Annotated in this window: 17 protein-coding genes; 4 read left to right on the top strand and 13 right to left on the bottom strand. The window is 62.6% G+C overall.

Annotation, left to right across the window (positions count from 1 at the left end):
• Nucleotides 1-32: 32 nt before the first annotated feature.
• A complete protein-coding gene (locus tag AC6H4Z_RS01245; protein ID WP_497544914.1) occupies nt 33-2,687 on the bottom strand; it encodes an ADOP family duplicated permease in 2,655 nt (884 codons plus the stop codon).
• On the bottom strand, nt 2,684-3,034 hold the full coding sequence (locus tag AC6H4Z_RS01240) for a PadR family transcriptional regulator (RefSeq protein WP_497544913.1): 351 nt from the start codon (nt 3,032-3,034) through the stop codon (nt 2,684-2,686). Before AC6H4Z_RS01240 ends, AC6H4Z_RS01245 begins: the two co-directional genes overlap by 4 nt.
• 141 nt (nt 3,035-3,175) lie before the next feature.
• Here AC6H4Z_RS01240 and AC6H4Z_RS01235 point away from each other — a divergent pair, with 141 nt between their 5' ends.
• Both AC6H4Z_RS01235 and ligD read left to right on the top strand, forming a co-directional pair.
• Nucleotides 3,176-4,063, top strand: a complete 888-nt coding sequence (locus AC6H4Z_RS01235) for a cyanophycinase (RefSeq protein ID WP_497544912.1) — start codon at nt 3,176-3,178, stop codon at nt 4,061-4,063.
• Between the two features lie 27 nt (nt 4,064-4,090).
• A complete protein-coding gene (gene ligD / locus AC6H4Z_RS01230; RefSeq protein ID WP_497544911.1) occupies nt 4,091-5,113 on the top strand; it encodes a non-homologous end-joining DNA ligase in 1,023 nt (340 codons plus the stop codon).
• On the opposite strand, the gene AC6H4Z_RS01225 is transcribed toward ligD, so the two are convergent.
• A complete protein-coding gene (locus AC6H4Z_RS01225; RefSeq protein WP_497544910.1) occupies nt 5,110-6,198 on the bottom strand; it encodes an ATP-dependent DNA ligase in 1,089 nt (362 codons plus the stop codon). The genes ligD and AC6H4Z_RS01225 overlap by 4 nt on opposite strands.
• Nucleotides 6,199-6,349: 151 nt before the next feature.
• On the opposite strand from AC6H4Z_RS01225, the gene AC6H4Z_RS01220 reads away from it, so the two are divergent.
• On the top strand, nt 6,350-6,862 hold the full coding sequence (locus tag AC6H4Z_RS01220) for a bactofilin family protein (protein WP_497544909.1): 513 nt from the start codon (nt 6,350-6,352) through the stop codon (nt 6,860-6,862).
• Nucleotides 6,859-7,218, top strand: a complete 360-nt coding sequence (locus AC6H4Z_RS01215) for a hypothetical protein (protein ID WP_497544908.1) — start codon at nt 6,859-6,861, stop codon at nt 7,216-7,218. The genes AC6H4Z_RS01220 and AC6H4Z_RS01215 overlap by 4 nt, the downstream gene beginning before the upstream one ends.
• 24 nt (nt 7,219-7,242) lie before the next feature.
• Here AC6H4Z_RS01215 and AC6H4Z_RS01210 read toward each other — a convergent pair whose 3' ends face one another.
• From AC6H4Z_RS01210 to AC6H4Z_RS01165, 10 genes are all read right to left on the bottom strand, one after another.
• Complete coding sequence (locus AC6H4Z_RS01210; protein ID WP_497544907.1) at nt 7,243-8,190, bottom strand: AraC family transcriptional regulator; 948 nt, start codon at nt 8,188-8,190, stop codon at nt 7,243-7,245.
• A 21-nt stretch (nt 8,191-8,211) separates the two neighbouring features.
• Complete coding sequence (locus AC6H4Z_RS01205) at nt 8,212-9,069, bottom strand: CPBP family intramembrane glutamic endopeptidase (protein ID WP_497544906.1); 858 nt, start codon at nt 9,067-9,069, stop codon at nt 8,212-8,214.
• Between the two features lie 57 nt (nt 9,070-9,126).
• Nucleotides 9,127-9,708, bottom strand: a complete 582-nt coding sequence (locus tag AC6H4Z_RS01200; RefSeq protein ID WP_497544905.1) for a DUF488 domain-containing protein — start codon at nt 9,706-9,708, stop codon at nt 9,127-9,129.
• 160 nt (nt 9,709-9,868) lie between these two features.
• Nucleotides 9,869-10,525: a class I SAM-dependent methyltransferase gene (locus tag AC6H4Z_RS01195; RefSeq protein ID WP_497544904.1), complete on the bottom strand. Its 657-nt coding sequence runs from the start codon at nt 10,523-10,525 to the stop codon at nt 9,869-9,871.
• Nucleotides 10,526-10,615: 90 nt separating this feature from the next.
• Entirely contained in the window at nt 10,616-11,923 is a 1,308-nt protein-coding gene (locus AC6H4Z_RS01190) for an amidohydrolase family protein (RefSeq protein WP_497544903.1), read from the bottom strand.
• Complete coding sequence (locus AC6H4Z_RS01185) at nt 11,920-13,212, bottom strand: amidohydrolase family protein (protein ID WP_497544902.1); 1,293 nt, start codon at nt 13,210-13,212, stop codon at nt 11,920-11,922. Before AC6H4Z_RS01185 ends, AC6H4Z_RS01190 begins: the two co-directional genes overlap by 4 nt.
• 11 nt (nt 13,213-13,223) lie before the next feature.
• Complete coding sequence (locus AC6H4Z_RS01180) at nt 13,224-14,612, bottom strand: amidohydrolase family protein (RefSeq protein WP_497544901.1); 1,389 nt, start codon at nt 14,610-14,612, stop codon at nt 13,224-13,226.
• A 197-nt stretch (nt 14,613-14,809) separates the two neighbouring features.
• On the bottom strand, nt 14,810-15,703 hold the full coding sequence (locus AC6H4Z_RS01175) for a sugar phosphate isomerase/epimerase family protein (RefSeq protein ID WP_497544900.1): 894 nt from the start codon (nt 15,701-15,703) through the stop codon (nt 14,810-14,812).
• Nucleotides 15,704-15,713: 10 nt separating this feature from the next.
• On the bottom strand, nt 15,714-17,996 hold the full coding sequence (locus AC6H4Z_RS01170) for an outer membrane protein assembly factor BamB family protein (protein WP_497544899.1): 2,283 nt from the start codon (nt 17,994-17,996) through the stop codon (nt 15,714-15,716).
• Nucleotides 17,993-18,850: a ThuA domain-containing protein gene (locus AC6H4Z_RS01165; RefSeq protein ID WP_497544898.1), complete on the bottom strand. Its 858-nt coding sequence runs from the start codon at nt 18,848-18,850 to the stop codon at nt 17,993-17,995. The genes AC6H4Z_RS01170 and AC6H4Z_RS01165 overlap by 4 nt, the downstream gene beginning before the upstream one ends.
• Between the last annotated feature and the right edge of the window lie 78 nt (nt 18,851-18,928).

The raw sequence follows: 18,928 nt of genomic DNA, 5'->3' as shown, positions 1-18,928 counted from the left end.
GCGGCCACTACGCCGCGCCGGGGCTGGCGATGTCAGTCGGCGCGAAGCGCTGCGACTGGGTCAGCGTTTGCGGCGCGCCATGCGGGCAACAACGCTGCAAGCGCCGCGATGGTCAGGAGTACAACCGCTACAATGACCATCGCCGACGGATCGTTCGGGGCGATGCCGTACAGCAACGACGCCACGAGACGGCCCGCGGCGAGGGCCATGAGTATTCCTATCACAACTCCAACGGCGACTGTCCGCAGACCTTCGCCCAACACCTGGCGCAGGACGTCACTCGCCCGCGCACCGAGGGCGACTCGCACGCCGAACTCATGTGTCCGTTGCGTCACCGCGTACGACACGGTGCTGTAGATACCAATGCCGGCAACAATCAGCGCGAGAACGCCGAACAACGTGAATAGCGTCGCGCCAAGCTGCCACGGGCGATACTCGGGCTCCATGGCGTTCGACATCGTCGTCAGCTTTGGTACGCCACCGGGGAATTCGGCGCGAAGCAGTTTTCCCGCCGCAACCTGGATTGCTCCCAGCTGCGATGGCGCACCGCGCATGATGATGTCCGATGCGCCCCACGTGCGCGTCGGCGGATGATCGAGCGTCATATAGAAGTGCGGTCGCGGCGGCTCGTTCAGCGAGTTGAGCAGCGCGGTCTGCACGACGCCAATGACCGTCGCACATGGATCGGTGGGCGTATTGAACCGCACGCAGCGACCGATCGGATTCTCACGTGGCCAGAGCGCGTCGGCCATCGCCTTGTTCACCACCAGCGTGAACGGACCAGTCGCGTCACGCTGATCGAAACCACGCCCCTGGATGACCTTCGTTCCAATTGTCTCGAAGTAGCCGGTCGACACCGCCGTGAAGAACCCGTCCGGCATCTTTCTGCCTGTCGTATCGATGTCCGCATAGAAATGGTCGACCCACGTCATTCCCCACTTCGGCCGCATCGACGTAAACGCCACGCGCTCGACGCCAGGAATAGCGGCGATCCGCGTCTCGAGCGCGCGCAGGCGCGTCGGCATCGTTGCATCGCGCGCTGAGTCTCTCGTGTCGTACGTGATGTCGGCGAAGGCGAGTCGATCTACCGAGTAACCGATGTCGTGCGCCTTGACGTTGCGCAGACTGCGGACGAACAGCACTGCGCCCACAAGGAGCACGACCGAGAGCGCCGCCTGACACATCACCAGAGCGCTCCGAAGCCGCGAGCGGTGCATCACGCCGTCGCGCGAACCGCTCTTGAGCGCATTGGCGAGGTCGGGCGACGCTGACTGCTGCGCGGGGATCAATCCGGCAATTGCTCCAACGATCACCGCCGCACCAAGCGCAAAGAGCAACACCCGCCAGTGCAGCGGCGACTCGGCGAAGTGAATCTCCGGCATGAGCAAACGTCGAAGCAGTGCGCCGCCCCACAGCGCCGCAACAAGCGCCGCCACCGTTGCAACGACGGCGAGCAGCACGCTCTCCGTGATCAACATGCGAACGAGCCGAGAGCGCGACACACCGAGCGCGAGTCGAACGGCGATCTCGCGACGTCGCTTCACGGCCCGAGCGAGCAACAGATTTACCACGTTCGCGAGTGCGATGAGGAGCACGATGATCGCGACGCCGGCGAGCCGAGTGGCAACGCGCATTTCCGGAGCGAGGTTGCCTGGGCCGCGCGCTGCGACGATCGAGCCGAAAGCCGCAACCGTCAGCGTGTCACGACCCCAACCAACCCCCGGGCCACGCAACGCAATCGTTGCACGCTGCACGAGCTCACCTTCACGTGCGTTCGGCAGAAGCCGCGCGACAACCTGGAATCCGTTCACATTCGGATTCTGCCACCACGGACGCTTTCCGAGCGACCGATCTCCAAGTGATCCGGCGATCGGCATCCAGATATCCGTGGCTTCGAGCTCCGTGCCGCTGAAACGCGGAGGTGTCACACCAATGATCGTGAATTTCTCGTTGCCAATGTCGATCTGTTCGCCGATTGCCGTCGGTCGTCCACCGAGCTCTCGCTTCCAAAACGCGTCGGAGACGACGGCGACTTTTGTAGCGACGTCGACGCGATCTTCGTCGGCCGCGTAGAAGCGCCCGAGTTGCGGCTTGACGCCCAGCACCGAGAAATAACTCGCGGCCGCACCAGCAACGGACGCTGTCGGCGCATTCTCTCCGCGTCCGAGCTTTCGCATGCTCGGATGATGATAAATCGTCGTTTGCGCCTGACCCTCGAAAGTCTTGGCCAGCGCCGCGTAGCTCGAGTAGTCGTACCCTCTCCCGAACTCCACGCCGGTCGTATAGCGACGCTCCGACCACACGCGTCGGAGCGATTCTGGGTGTGCGATACCAACCGGCGGCCGCACAAAGATCACGTCGAGCAACGAGAACATCGCCGCGTTGACGCCGAGTCCGAGCGCGAGCGTCGCGATGATGGTGAGCGACACGGCCGGCGAGCGACGGAGCGAACGTGCGGCGTAGAAGACGTCTTGCATCAGCCCCGCGAGGAGGTCGGCGCGACTTCGCTTTCGAGCAACGCGATGCCCGATTTGCCGGAGGTTTGCGCGCACGTCATTCACGTCGCCGAATTCCGAGATCGCCTGCATGCGAGCCTCGGCGCGCGAGCGGCCCTGTCCGACGAGCTCCTCGATTCGCGCGTCGAAGTGGAAGCGCAGCTCGGCGTCGATATCGCGTTGCACGCTCATATGGTTCCAGCCTCCAACTTCGCGGTCATCACCCGGCCGACTGCGGCGACGTAGTCGTTCCACGATTCAGTTTCGGAGCGTAACGCGCGTCGGCCTGCAGCGGTGAGTCGATAGAATTTGGCGCGCTTCTTTTTCTCCGACATTCCCCACTCGGCCTCGACCCAGCCACGCTCTTCCATACGGTGGAGCGCAGTGTAGAGCGCGCCGTCCAGGACCTTGAACGTGCCCTCTGATCCCTGGCGAATGAAGCGTGCAACCGCGTAGCCATGCATCGTTCCCCATGACAGCGCGCGGAGAACCAGGACGTCCAGCGTCCCTTGGAGGAGTTCGAGCTCTCGAGTCGTCATACGGCCCATCGTACACTCAACATTTGATTCAATCAAGTGTTGATGGAATGCGAGCATGCGGCAACCGTCTACCTTGAACCAACGCGTACCTCGCAACAGTGTTCAGACGCCCTGGCTGTTCTTCTCAACCCCGCCCAATCGATGCATCTTCGTCGCCTGCCTCTCGCGTTCGCCGTCGCCGCGCTTTTTACTGCGCCGACACACGCCCAAACCGCGCCCGCCCCGCGCGGCACGTTGATGATCGTCGGCGGTGGACCGCAGCCGCCCGCGCTCGTTCAGCAGTTCGTCGACCTCGCCGGTGGTCGCGGCCACGCCAAGATCGCCGTGTTCGCCCAAGCGAGTGAGGACGGCAAGGCGAGTGGCGACGAAAAGGTTGCCGACCTTCGCGCGCTCGGCGTCGACGCGCAGAACATCTGGGTGACACGCGAGCAGGCGTCCACCGACTCGGTCGCCAAACTGCTCGACGGCATGACTGGTGTGTGGTTCGGCGGTGGCGACCAGGTGAAGCTCACCGGCGTCCTTCGTGGTACGAAGACCGAGACCGCCATTCATGCCCTCTATCAGCGCGGCGGCGTAGTTGGCGGAACGTCGGCCGGCGCGGCGGTGATGTCGCAGATCATGATCACCGGCGATGAGCGTCACCCTGGCGGCGATCGTCGCGACACGACGACTGCCTACATGACGATCGCTCGCGAGAACGTCATCACCGATTCGGGCTTCGCGCTGATCAAGAGCGCGATCATCGACCAGCACTTTCTCCGACGGAAGCGCGCCAACCGACTCATCAGCCTCGTCCTCGAGCGCGCGCCACACCTCGGCGTCGGTATCGACGAATCGACGGCACTCATCGTTGGACCAACGGGACCGTGGCGTGTCGCTGGCGCGAGCGCCGTGACGATCTACGACGCGCGTTCAGCGCAGATCACTCCAGCATCAGCGCACGTGCTTGGCGCCGCAGGTCTCCGCATGCACGTGTTGCCCGCCGGAAGCACGTTCGATCAGAAAACGGGTACTGCGAAGCTGCCATGAGTATTCTCTAGTTTGCCCGAGAACGACATGGCGGATACAGCGGAGGTCCTCGAGATCGACGGTCACGAAGTCCGGATCAGCAATCCGGACAAGCCGTATTTCTCACGCGACGCCAAGCTCTCCAAGCTCGAGCTCGTGCAGTACTATCTGTCCGTCTCGCCGGGCGCGATCGCTGGAATCCGAAATCGCCCGCTGGTGCTCAAGCGATTTGTGGATGGCGCAGAGGGCGAGCCGTTCTATCAGAAGCGCGCGCCGGACAAGCGACCCGAGTGGCTGCGCACCGTCACACTGTCCTTTCCATCGGGTCGAACTGCCGAAGAGCTGGTCGTCGACGACACCGTGGGACTCGCGTGGGTCGTGAACCTCGGCTGCATCGAGTTGCATCCGCACGCCGTGCGCGCCGACGACCTCGATCATCCGGACGAGTTGCGTATCGATCTCGACCCGGGACCGGGCGTGGAATGGAACGACGTTCGCCGCGTTGCGATGGAAGCGAAAGCGTTGTTGGAAGAACTCGGATTGACCGGTTGGCCGAAGACGAGCGGCTCGCGCGGCATCCACGTCAACGTACGCATCGAGCAGCGTTGGTCATTCACCGAAGTCCGCCGGGCTGCGCTCGCGTTCTCGCGCGAGATCGAACGGCGCGCGCCGTCGATCGCTACGTCGAAGTGGTGGAAGGAAGAGCGACACGGCGTCTTTCTCGACTACAATCAAAACGCCAAGGACCGCACCACCTGCTCGGCATATTCCGTGAGACCGCTTCCCGATGCACGTGTGTCGACGCCGCTGCGTTGGGACGAAGTGCCAGCGTGCGAACCAGCTGACTTTACTGTGTTCACCGTTCCGTCACGCTTTGCGACGATTGGCGATCCGCACGCCGACATGGACGCGGCGCGAGGTTCACTCGATCAACTGCTCGAACTTGCCGCGCGTGACGAAGCCCAAGGACTCGGTGACGCGCCCTGGCCGCCGCACTTTCGAAAAGCCAAGGACGAAGGCACACGCGTCGCTCCGTCTCGCGCGAAGCGCAAAAAGAAGAGCGACGACTAGCGGCCCGTGGAAAAGAGCTCGGCAATTTCCTGCGCGGCTACGACTTCGAGCTGAGCAAAAGTGCAGTCGCGCGGATCCTTGTCGGTTCGCCAACGGCGGAACTGCGCGGTGTGACGGAAGCGCGTGCCCTGCATGTGGTCGTACGCCACCTGGACGACCAGCTCCGGCCGAAGCGGTTCCCACGATAGATCCTTCCCCTGACTCCATCGGCTACCGCCGCCTGGCTTCCGACGCGGCGCCGCCTCCGCGTCTGTTTCGGCTTCTGACCATGCCTTCCATGGATGTCCTTTAAGCGCGTTTTCGCGATACGGTTCGAGAAACTCGACGAGCTCGCGACGCTTGGCGTCGGTGAAGCTCGAGCACACACCGACGTGTTCGAGTTTGCCGTCGCTGTTGAATAGACCGAGGAGCAGCGAGCCAATCGCGGTTCCCTTCCCGCTCTTGTGCCATCGGAAACCACCGACGACGCAGTCGCAGTCCCGCTCGTGCTTCACTTTCAGCATCGTCCGTTTATTCGGCTCGTACAGACCGGACTCTCGCTTCGCCATCACACCGTCGAGTCCGGCGCCCTCGAATCGGCTGAACCAGTCTGCGGCAACGTCGCGATCGCGCGTTGCGGGAGTGAGATGAAGCGGCGCTGCCGCGTCGGCGAGCAGCGACTCGAGCGCCGAACGTCGATCGGAGAACGGCGCGCCGCGGAGATCGACGTCGCCAAGCGCGAGTAGATCGAAGAACACGACGGATGCAGGAATCTGCTCGGCAAGCATCTTCACCCGCGATTCCGCTGGGTGGAGGCGCATTTGTAAGGCGTCAAAGTCGAGCCCGTTCTTGCTTACGATCGCGATCTCGCCATCGAGCACGCAGCGCTCCGGAAGTTGATCGAGCAACGGCCCTGCGAGCTCCGGGAAATAGCGGCCGAGCGGCTTCTCGTCGCGGCTTTGGACGAAGAGATCGTCACCATCTCGAAACACGAGCGTGCGGAAGCCGTCCCACTTTGGTTCGAAGATCCAGTCGTCGCCGGGCGGCAGCTCATTGACGAGCTTGGCGAGCATCGGAAGGATTGGCGGATTGACGGGTAGTTCCATGCTGCTGAGTTCCCTCGTGTTGCGCGATTCGTAGTCGATGCGTCGTTGTCGGCGTCGAGCGTTTCAGAAATAGTGACGCACCTGACAGCGCGTGTGCGAGCGCAGCCGTATATGCTACCGCTGCAACGGCACTTCAACAGGGAGTAGGACGATGGCACTCTGGAAGGAACAAGCCCCCCCTAAAAAGGACGCGACGACGATGACACCCGAGCCCGTTCTCAAGAAAGAGCCCGAAACGTTCGCGGACCCGATGACGACCCCGACCCCAAGCGTACCGCGTCGCACGTCGGCGCATGACACGCGTGAGTCGGTGATCGCGGCGGACATCACGATCGAGGGCAAAATCGAGGGCAACGGACACGTCCGTCTCGCCGGTCGCTTCAAGGGCGACGTTCACATTCAGGGCGATCTCACGATCGATGCCGGCGCCAAACTCACCGGTAGCGTTCGCGCGAACTCCGTCATCATCGGCGGCGAAGTGGAAGGCAACATCGATAGCGCGTCACGCGTCGAGCTGCTCGCCACGGGCGTTCTCAATGGCGACCTCAAGGCTGGTACGCTCACCGTTGCCGCGGGATCGCGCATGCGCGGTCGGTCGGAATTCGGTTGGGGCGATGAACTTCAGATCAAGCCGCGCGCGGTTGGGAACGGCTTGGCGTCGTGAGTCCAGTTCGGCAGTCGGCTCCAGGTACGACGCGGTCCTGCCCTCATTGTCGGGCAACGATCCTCGAAAGCGCGGCCATTTGTCCGGCGTGTAAGAAGTACCTGCGATTCGAACCGGGGGCGGCGGCGCGGGCCGTCCCCACGTTTTCTCCGCTCAAGATCGAAAGCACCATCCATCACCCGAACGTGGGCGAGGCGTGGGAGTATTCGGTCGTCGTTCTGATCAAGAACGAAAAGGGCGAAGAGGTCACGCGACATGTCGTGGGCGTCGGCGCGCTTCAGCCGACAGAAGGGCGAACGTTTAGCGTCGCCGTCGATGTGTTCGCTCCGCCGGGCGCGAAGATCCCCGGCACCTAGTTCGGCACGAACGCTCGGAATTCCTCAGCCGGACTGACGCTTCTGCCTCCACGCGGCAGGCGACAGTCCGGTTTCGCGTTTGAACGCACGGCTGAACGCGGCCTCCGACTCGTAGCCCACCTCCTCGCCCACGGTCGCCACTTTCGCTGAGCTCTTTGCGAGCTTCTCAGCCGCGAGCTGCAGACGCCAGCGCGTCAGGTACAGCATCGGTGACACGCCGACCATCGTCGAGAATCGCTCCGCGAGCACGGTGCGTGATGTCGCAATAGTTCGCGCGAGTTCGGCAAGTGTCCACGAATGCGCCGGCCGTTCGTGCAGCACCGAGAGCGCAGGACCGACAATCGGATCGCGAAGTCCGCCGAGCCATCCTGCTTGCTGTGGCGATAGATGCTCGACGTGATGCCGAATGACTTCGATGAACATGAGCTCGGCCATTCGCGTGAGCATCGTCTCGCTACCCACGCGCGCCGCGTGCGACTCGGCCACCGCCTGTCGCGGGAATTGAGACAGCCAGCCACCTGCGGCACCGCGCACAAGCATCCGTCGCGGAAGTGACGCAATGAGTGGATTGAACGGGCGCGCATCGCAGCCCAGAAAGCCGCAGACGAAGGTCGTGTCGTGCTGAACGTCCGGCCCTACGAAGACAGTTTCAGGAAATTTCTTCGGCGCCGTACTCGCGCGTTCGTCGAGCTTGAATCCATTGGCACTCGACATCAGGTGTGAGTCGCCGTGAGGAAATACGAGCACGTCTCCTGGCTGCATCTGCACCTGTTCTTCGCCGTCGAGCCCACCCCAGCACGTACCTGAGATGAGTACATGATATGAAATTAGATGCTCGGCGTCGGGCAGAATGCGCGGCGTCAACTCGCGCGCCGCTTCAGTCAGAACGGACCACGGCGCCGCAGCTTTGACGTGATAGAAGAACGCGCCGGTGAGCCGGACGGCGCGTAGCACATCTGAGAGAGGATCCATGGTTCGTGCGTGTGCCGCGGCCTATCCCATCGCGGGATTGGAAAACGCAGCCGACGACGGTGCAGCGATGAGCGTTTCTGTATCGACTGCGCGTCGCGAGCGCCAGAACACAAACCCCGTCACCCCGATGGTGACTGCGAGCGCTGCGCCGAATTCACCGGTCAGCCAGCGCGTTGGTCCAGTGTCGACAGTTACACGATCGAAGAAACCTTGCACCCACAGGTTGTGCGACGCGTGCAGAATCGCGGCCGGCCATACGCTTCCGGATCGCAGCCGAAGCCAGGCGAGTGGCAGTGCAAGCGACACGACCATGATCGCGAAGCAGGTGACAGCATACCATGTCGGCGTTCCCGAGTTGTAGTCGGCAAACGCGATGAGCGGAACGTGCCATGCGGCCCAGATGGCGCCGCTGATCAGGGCGACACGACCGAGGGGCATCGTCCGCGCGAGCGTCGGCACGAGGAAGCCACGCCAACCCAACTCTTCGCCAGTCGCCGACACCAAGCTCTGAATTGAACCGAGTACGACGAACGTCAGGATGCTCGTGTTGAAGCGCGTGAAGTCGACACCGCCAAGCTTCGCGAGCCACACGAAGCCATACGCGGGAATCGCGTAAGCAAGCGGAAGGAGATACGCGAGTGCGAGCCAACGCGGTGCGCCGAGTCGCCAACCCTCCCCACGGACGTTGCGCTGAAAGATGAGGCGCGTGAGGAGTGCACTGACTCCGGGCGACCACATGAGCGCGAACACATATGCACCGCCATGCGCGCCGAGGCTGCCGGCCGAGATGATGAGCCACCAGAAGACGGCGCTCAACGCGAAGGTGAGACCAAGAAACGTCGTCAACTCTGGTCGCGTGCTGTCTATGCGCGTGTTCATGGAGCGTTCTCCAGGCCGGATGCGATGCTACAACTTCCGGGCTGGAGCGTGGATCGGCTAGTGGACGGCGTAGGTCAACCGACCACGAACGAGCTTGGCGGGAGGGGCGAGATGGTGTTCCTCCGCGGCGGACTCGGTGCGGATATGAAAAACGGACACACCGAGCGAGGTCAGGACGTCGGCGATGATTCGACGGTGGCACCGCCACCACAAGACTTCTGCGCACATGATCGCCGTCCGAACGCCGCGGGCCAGCATCAAGAGCTCGAAGAGTCCTTCGGCGAATTCTTCGGTCGCAATGTGGTCGGCGTAGGCGCGGAAGGCGCTATGGCGCCAACCGAGGTTGACCGATTCCGGATCCGGGCGGCGACGACCACCGAGCGCGGGAATCCAGCGATACGCGATCGACGCCTGGGCAAGCTCCGCTTCGAGCGCGGCGCTCGCAAACTGGGGAAGCCGGCGCGACCCCGGGAAACGGCGAACGTCTACAATGAGCTCGATTTCGTGGCTTCGCAGGATCGCAACGAATTCTTCGGCCGAATGCGTTGAGTGGCCGACGGTCCAGACGCTTAGCGGCATACTGAGATACTCATCTTCGGCTGAATCGCTGGCCTTGGTGCGTTGCCGCCAGGCACTCATTCCAATATTGGAATGAGCGATCCGTCGGGAGGCTATACCCTGCCTACAAACGCCGCAAGTGCGTCGATTCGCCCATTCAACACCGACGCGCTCGGCGACGACGGAACGACCAGAACGGCGCCCAAGCCATGCGCCGATCCCGGCGACTACTTCTCTCTGGTCACGCCACCTTGTACGCAGTGTACCAGAAATATTCTAGCTCGTGAATGGCGATGTTGGTCCCGCCCGTGGTTGCGATAGCAGTGCGCAGCTCCACGCGCGACGGAAAGTTCTTGAGCACCTCATACTCGGCGCCGCTATCCAGCGCGCGACGCTGATACGTATTCCCACGCTCGTCGGTTCTCGTGATCGGTGAGTTGCTCCCGTGAACGTACCGATTGTCGAGTATCAACACCTGAGCTCCAGCGGGCAGCCGCCGATGCAGGTTGACGAGAAAGCGGTCGACTTCATCACGGAGTACGTGTGACCACCAGAAGCCGACGAATGCCGCGTCGAACGTTCCCTCGACCTTATCGAGGGCGTACGCGTCGCCGACGACAAAAGTTGCTGGCGTCGCCACCGGTTGATGAGTGCGTGCCACGGCAAGGACTTCGGGCGAGAGATCGACGCCGGTAATCGCCGTCGCCCGCTGGGCAATGAGCCGTGTCCAATACCCTGTGCCACATGCGACCTCGAGCACACGCCGCCTGTCCAAATACGCCGGAACGAGTCGCTGTAGATCGCGAAGATCGCGCTGTCGCTCAGGCTTCGCATAGACTTTTTCATACTCATTCGCCCGCGCAGCGTAGTACGCGAGAATCTCGGATTCAGTCGGCATCGTTCAGCGAAACACGAAGCGTGTCACATCGCAAGAGTCTCGCGGCGTGACACGCTCCTGTCATCAGAATCTTTATGAACTTCCGACCCCTTACGGCGTCGTTCGGGGCAGCGGCCGTGCTTTGTACTTCAGGTACAGCCGGCTATGGCGATCGTCGTCCGGCGTTTGACGTCCCTTGATGAACACCTCGCTGATCTGCGACCGCAGATCGAGCGGATCGCCACTAGAGATGAACAGGTTCGCCAACTTGCCCTGCGCGATCGAACCGATGTCTTTTTCCGCGCCAAAGATTTCGGCGGGCCAAATCGTGAGCGCCTTGATCGCCGCATCTTCCGGTAGTCCATACGCCACCGCCAGCGCCGCGTGGAACGGCACGTGCCGGGCGTTGGCGCCCGCACCAGTCGAAAATGCGAACTTCACACCGGCCTCGTTCAAGAGACCAGGCTGTGCGTAGATCTCGTCGTAAGTCGTGTTGAAGCCCGGCGCCGCCTGCAACGAACTCAGAATGACGGGCACGTTCTTCTGCGCGAGCAGCGTGCGCACCTTGTACGCCTGAGAGCCACCCTGAATCACGACGCGGATATTCCACTTGTCGCCGAAGGCGATCGCTTCGCGAATGGCGGCTTCACCGTTCGCGCCAATGATTGCTGGAATCTCCTTGGCGAACAGCGGCCGCATCGATTCATACAACAGATCGACCTTCCCGGAGCCGGCTGCGCGACGCGTGTCGTAGTCCTTGGACGCCTGCATGAAGTTGTCCAATTCCGTCGCGGCCATTCCGCTCTCGGCGGCACCACCGCCGCGACCACCCCGTCCGCCACCGCCGCCACCACGACCCCCACGCCCACCGCCAGGAAGGTTGATGATCATTGCCGCTGAACGACGCACGGCGATGTCTTCCCACGTCCAGCCAGCGGTGTTGATCAGCGCGGCCTGACCGCTGATCGAACCACCGGTCGGCGCCGAGAGCACAGACGTTACGCCGTTCATGCGCGTCACGCCGAGCAGTTCACTCTCGATGTTGAGCGCGACCAGCGCGCGGAGATGCGGATTGAACTGACCCATCTCGCTCCGCATGCTCATTGTCTGGACGCCACCAATCTCCTGTAGCCCAATACCAGTGTAGCTATCGACCATACCGGGATACACGAACTTGCCCGTTGCATCCACGACTTTGACGTCATTCGTCACGGAGATGTTCGTGCCCAGCTGGGCGATCCGGCCATTGCGAATGAGAATACTCGTATTCGCGAGACGCTCGCCGGTTCCCGTCACAACTGTGCCGCCGCGAATGAGGTACGTCCCATCGGGACCGGGCGACGACTGCGCCACGCCGATCGCAGGGAATACGAACGCCGCGGTCAGTGTTGCTGCGACCTGTCGAATGTTGCGAATCATCGATCGCCTCCCGGCGCGGCTGCAACCTTTCGCAGCGTGCTCGCATCGTTGCGATCGAAGTACACCTTGCCGTCGATGATCGTGTACTCGACCATCGCAGCCGGCGCGAATGGATGCGCCGAGAAGACGGCGATATCACCGTCTTTACCGACGTCGAGCGTTCCGACCATCTTGTCGACGCCGAGCTGCTTCGCCGGATTGAGCGTGATCATCTTCAGCGCTTCGTTCACTGGCATGTTGCCGTAGCGAACACCGACACCCGCTTCCTGATACAGGCGGCGAATGCGCTCATCGGAATCCGAATTCACCGACACGATGACGCCGCGTTCCGTCATCAGTGCCATGTTGTACGGAATCGCATCCCAGGCTTCGACTTTGTACGCCCACATGTCAGCGAAGGTCGACGCCATGGCACCGTGCTTCGCGATTTCGTCGGCGACCTTGTAGCCCTCGAGCACGTGCTGGAAGGTGTGAATCTTGAACCCAAACTCGTCGGCGACTCGAATCAGCATGAGGATCTCGTCAGCGCGATAGCTGTGCGCGTGCACCTTGAGATCGCCGTGCAAAATTTCCGTCAGCGCTTCGAGTCTGAGATCACGACGCGGAGGAATCGCGTTCGGATTCGTCTTCGCCGTGGCGCGATAGTCCGTCCACTCCTTGTCGTATTCCTTCGCCTTCGTGAACCAATACCGCAGGGTGAAATCGACACCCATGCGCGTCATCGGGAAGCGACGATCTTCCGGATCCGCCGTCGAGCTGGCGCGAGTGACATTCTCGCCGAGTGCGAACTTGACGATGCGAAATGCGCCTTTGAAGTACATCGAGTCCGCAGGCATGCCCCAACGCATCTTGATGATGCGCGACTGGCCCCCGATGGTGTTGGCGCTGCCGTGCAACAGATTCGCCGCCGTGACGCCTCCGGCGAGCGCGCGGTAGATCACCGGATCATCGTTCTTGAGCTGCACCTGAACTTCTGGCGTCACCGATTCGCTGCCCTCGTTGATGCCGTTTTCCAACGCGGCGTGCGAGTGCGCGTCGATGATGCCTGGCATGACGAACTTGCCAGTGCCGTCGATGACGCGAATGCCCTGTGGAATGGCCGCGTTGCGACCGACCGCCGTGATCTTGCCGTTTCGAACGACGATGTTGGCATTCTGGATATCGCCGTTGCTGATCGTAATGATGGTCGCGTTGCGAATCGCGACGTCCTGCGCGGCCACCAGGGCCGGTACCAGCAGCGCCGCCGCACCGGCGATCGCCGCACGCGTTCTCAGGTTATGTATGCGCATATGAGATTCCTCTAGTAGAGGCGTCCCTCGATGAAAACGTGTTTGATCGGAGTGCCGCTGGCGAATAGATCGTTGCCGCTCACGACCACGAGGTTGGCGAGTTTGCCGACTTCGATCGTGCCGACGGCAGAGGTGATCCCGAGCAGCGCGGCGGGCGTCACGGTGGTCGCACGAAGCGCATCGTCCGGGCTCATGCCCGCTTCGATCGTCGCACGCACGCGATCGCGGAAGGTCGTGCCGCTCGCGCCGCCAAAGGATGCGAGCGCGACGGGCACTCCGGCTTTCGCCAGCGTTGCCGCATTCGCCTTGACTTCGGTCACCGCCGGATCGACGATCGTCGCCTTCGGATCGCCTCGGCCGGAACCCGTGACCAGGAATTCGTGGCCCGTCACCGAATCCGCGATCGGCCATTCGAGACTGACAACCGCCGTCGCGGCACTCGCCTTCAACGTCGGAACGGAGCGATAGGCTTCACGCGCGCCGACAACCACGGGACCCTTGATCCCCAACTCCTTCGAGATCTCCGCGACCCGCGTGAGTTCTCGTTCGGTTGACGCAAGAAACCACGACGGCATCTCGTTTCCGGCCGCTGGCATCAGCGCCCGGCTGAATGGATCGTTCGACGGGCGTGCACCGGGCGTGCCGGCCTTCATCGCTTTGTCGAGTCGCGCCTCGTACTGCGCGTCGATGTACGCCTGGCGAATGAACGCATAGGCGCCGATGCCGGTGCTTGGATAGCCGCCCCGCTTGGTGCCGAACGAAACCTCCTGCGCGGCCGAGGCGCGAAGTGCCATGCGCGACTCGTCGCGGGTTCCCGTGAGCGCAGCGCCGATCTGTCCGGGAAAGAGGCCGCCGTTGAACACGAGTCCGACCGTCGTGATACCGCCGGCGCGGAAAGCAATCAGTTCGTCAGCCGTCGGCGTGAACATGTCGGCCGCCTCGGCGCTCGCGTCGAGCTCGGGCAGCACGACTGGCGGCGCCGGTGTTGCGGCGGCCCCGCCGCGACCACCGGCTGGAGCGGCACCGCGACCACCACCGCGTCCTCGGCCAGCGGCGGCGTCGGTGCTTGCCGGCGCAACGGCGCGGGTGGGACTTGGCAGTCCGATGCTGGTGGCCGCGTCGATCAGACCTGGAAAGACCGTATGGCCCGCGAGGTCCATGCGGACCACGCCGGCTGGAATGTTCACCTGCGCTCCGACGGCGGCGATGCGGCCGTCGTGTGTGAGAACGGTCCCGCGTTCGATCACTTTGCCAGGAGCCGTGACGATGCGGACGTTGGTTAGCGCGTAGTCGGCGAGCGGCGCCCCCGGCGGGCCGCCCGGATTGGGCGATTGTGCAAACGCTGCCGCGAATGCGATCGGCAGCGCGGCGGGGATAGTCAGGAGGGTCCTGCGTGCCATGATGGCGCTCCTGCAACTGAGAGGGTGGGAACGGTGAGGGTCGTAGAAGAAGGTACGCCTCAGGTCGCGCGCGTCAATTTTCCGCGCGCGGTGGCTACGGCAAACTTGCCTGTGGCATTCGTTTGCCGGCTGACCGTCCCAGCTTTCCTCTGCTGCAGTTCTATTAGAACTGCAGTCACCCACGACAGCGGAAACGCCTAACGACTAAACGCGTAGCCTAGCGTTCTCAGATACGACTTGGCGGTGCGCGCCGTTTCGAGCGCTGCTCCATCGCCTGGTGTTGCAGACGGGTTGAGTTCCACCATCAGTGCAATGTCGGCCGTCGATTTCTCGAGCTCAGCAACCACCGCCGCGAGATTCACGCGTCCTCCGCCGAGCGCACAATAGCCGTCGTGTGTCTTGCCACCATCGTAGTCCTTCAGATGCGCGTGTCGAATCACCGGTAGAAAATCACGAATGATCGGCAACGGATCGGCGCCGGCGGCGGTCAGTTCGCCAACGTCCGGCCCAAGCATGATCACGCGCGTGTCGACTGCATCCATCACAGCGTACACGTCGTCCCGTGACTGCACGCAGCTTCCCGTATGCGGATGCAGCACGCCGACGACGCCGGCATCCGCGAGCGCTCGACCGATATCGTTGAGCGCAGAGACGATTTGCGCGCGCGACTTGGACATGTCGAAACCCGGCCGCGCTACAGTATTCGGCCCGACGACCGCAACGCTGCCACCGCATGACCGAATCAGTTTTCCCCATCGCGTGGCATTTGCGACATTCTCACCACGCTTCGACAAATCGGTGAGCTCGAATGGGCAGTACGCCGACTGCAGCGGAACGCCGGCCCGATCGAGCTGAGCTTTGAGTCCGCCTCGCGTTTCCCACCAGTCCATTACACTACCGAACGACTCGAATGCACGGTAACCGAGGCTCGCGACGTCGCGAATCGCCGCCTCGGCGTTCTGCGGCGCGTAGCCCCACGTGATGCCGGTGTGTCCGACGATGAGCCGATTGCTTCTCGCGACGACGCTAGGCAGGACGAGAGAAGCGGCGATCACGCCAAGGAATTCGCGTCGATCGATTTGAACGCTCATATGATAATACTCATGGCAGACCGAACACGACGTAGCCACCCGCCCCCCGTGGACCCGTCGCGCCGATGCCGCCTTCGCGCGACTTTTTGCCCCATGTAAGCGGCGTCGTGGCATTGACGACGAGATACTGTCGACCGCCGGCCTCGTACATTGATGGCAGCCCCTCCGTACCCATGGGCAACTGTCCCGACCATAGCACGTCGCCACTCTGCGCGTCGAACGCGTAGACATGGCCGTCCTTCGCCGTGGCAAACACCAATCCGGTCGGTGTGACGATCATGCCGTTGCGCTGCGTGCCGCGCGGAACACCCGTGTTCTTTCCACCCTCCTTCGCGGCCATGATGTCCTGGCCGATGGGGACTTTCCATCTGATTGTTCCGCGATTGAGGTCGTACGCAGTGAGCGTCGACCAGGGCGGCGCCATGATGTACGGATGGCCCAGGCCGTAGTCGGTCGTATAGCGTTCCGTCACTGTTACGCCCGCGGGATATGTCGCTGGCTCGCGATTGCGTCCGCTTTCGCTTTGCGACGGAACGCCGGGCGCGCCGCCGCTTTCGACCACCGGACCGCTCGGCGCTGTCGCGCGCTGCGGAACGGGAAGGAACTGCAGATTCGCCCCGCCACCGAGGTAGGCGTAAATATCTCGGATCGACGTTTCGTCGACGTGAGGAAACGCCGGCATCTGCGATCCACCCATGCCGACGATCGCGCGGAAATCGCCGAGGTTCATCCGTGATCCGATTCCTGTGATGCTCGGACCGGCGCCGCCCGCGCCGCGTGTCCCGTGACAATCGCTGCACTCGCGCACATACGCGTCGGCACCGCGCGACGATCCGGCGCCCGCCTGCTGCGCGACGTCAGGTCGATTGCGCGATGACTGACGCTCGAGATGATAGAACGACGGAAAGTCCTGATTGAGAATGTAGACCATTCCGTGTGCCGGATCGGACGCTGTATTTCCCCAGTTCGCCCCACCAACCGCGCCCGGAATCGCAATGGTTTCCTGCGTCAGCGACGGCGGCGTGAACATTCCCTTTCGCGCCGCATCGATGCGACGTGTCCACGTCGCGCGCTCGGCCTCGGTGAGAAAGAACGGCGTGAGATCTTTCGCCGTCAGTGATTGACGGGCGAATGGCGGCAGCACGGTCGGAAATGGCTGCGTCGGCCACGCGTGTTCACCCGGGACGTCGCTCGGCGGAACAGGACGTTCCTCGATTGGCCAGAGCGGTTTCCCAGTGACGCGATCGAACACGAACAGAAAACCCTGTTTGGTCGCCTGAGCCACCGCGTCGACGAGCTTACCGTCGTGCTGAACGGTGACGAGCTGCGGCGCCGCCGTCGGATCGTAGTCCCACAAGTCATGGTGCACGAGCTGGAAGTGCCAGACTCGCTTGCCCGTACGCGCATCGAGCGCGACGAGACTCGTGCTGAATAAATCGCTGCCGGCGCGATCGGCGCCGTAGTAGTCGTACGTCGCCGATCCGACAGGAAAGTAGGCGATGCCGCGTTTCGTATCGACGCTGATCTCGCCCCAGGTGTTCACGCCACCGATGTACTTGTAGGCGTCCTTGGGCCACGTGTCATAGCCGTACTCACCAGGCTGCGGAATCGTGTGGAATGTCCACGCAATCTTCCCGGTGATGACGTCGTAGGCGCGAACATGTCCCGGCGTGGAGAAATAGTCTTCGCCTGTCGCGGAGCCGAGCATGAGCAAGTTGTCGAACAGCGCACCAGGCGTGGCGGACTGGACGCGCAGGATCGTTGAGGGGTCACGATCGAGACCCTCCCGCAGATCCACGACACCGTTCGTTCCAAAACTGAGAATGGACTTTCCGGTCGTAGCGTCGATTGCCTGAAGCGTGCTGCCGAGCGTGAAGAGCAACCGGCGATCGCGACGATCGACGCTCTCCCAATAGTTCATCCCGCGTCGCGCAACGCCGCGCAGATTCGCGTGAATCCAAAGCTCGCGACCGGTAGCTGCGTTGAGCGCGACGAGCGAATTGTCCTTCGCCATCACGTACATCACGCTATCGACGATGATCGGATTGAACTGATATGCCGTGCTGTCGGCAGTCGAATAGATCCACTTGATGGCGAGCTTGCCGACGTTGGCCTTCGTGATCTGATCGAGTGCCACGAACCTCGACTGATCAGTGCCTCCGCCGTAGTCGGCCCAGGAGCGCCGAGGCGGTGGCGACGAAGCGGGCATGTTGCTGCTCGCGCCCTGACTTCCTCGACAGCCAATGGCACTCGCGACAACTGTCACGGTCGCGACGATTCGACGCACACTCACGGTTCGTCCGGCGGCGTGGGTGACTGAACGCCGCCGGTCGGCACATCGATTCCAGCCGCCCAGATGATTCCGTTCAACAGGAAGCGTCGGAAATCTTCGAGCTGCATGTTCTCGTGATAATCGGCACCGCCAAAGACAAGCCCTCGCCCGCCATCGGCACGCTGATACGCCCACGACACAACCTGCGGTCCGATCGGCGACGTGGCTGGTGTGCCAACGAGCAGGTTGGTTCGGCGCGGATCGTCCGGAAGGAAGTACCGCGAGAAGATTTCATCGCGATATGTCCAGGGCTTTACGCCGCGTAGCACCGGATGCGAGTCGTTCTGTAGGGCGATCGACCAACGATCATTTGGATTCTTTGAAATCATCTGCACCCACAATCCGCCCGTCCAATCAACGTAGTATCCGCGCGCCATCCAGTTCTCGACCCAGCTCGCATAGTGCAGAATCACGACGCCAACACCCGTCTTGATGAGTGAATCGAGCGACTTCAGGTACGCGGTTGTCGCAGCGTCGTACGACGTATGATTCGTCGTTGGATCCGGAGGAAAGAGCGGATGCGTCTCGCGTGCATCGCGCTCAGAGCTGCTCTCGATAACGATCACGGACGCGCCCTTCACATCGCTCAGGTCCTGCGCGATTCGTCCAACGACGATCTTCGTCGTGACACCGTGCACGTTCGAAGAGTGATCGAGTGAATAGGCGAGCGAGCGAAGATCCTTTTCGTACTCGTGGCGACCGACGACGCCGTGGTCTTTCGTCCCGGCTAGGAAGACGATCTGCTTCGTCTGCGCTCCGGCGATCGCCGGCACTACAGCGACGAGTGACAGAACGAGCCGCCGCGCCGCGTTCATGCGAGCAGAAGGTCCGCGCCTTCACGGATGAGAGCGTGGGTGGCGGCTCCGATCCCAGCGCTGGCGCCGGTGAGCGCG

It is taken from the genome of Leucogemmata humicola, assembly GCF_055379415.1.
Note: the sequence above shows the minus strand (reverse complement) of the source record. Positions and strands in the feature narration are given on the sequence as shown.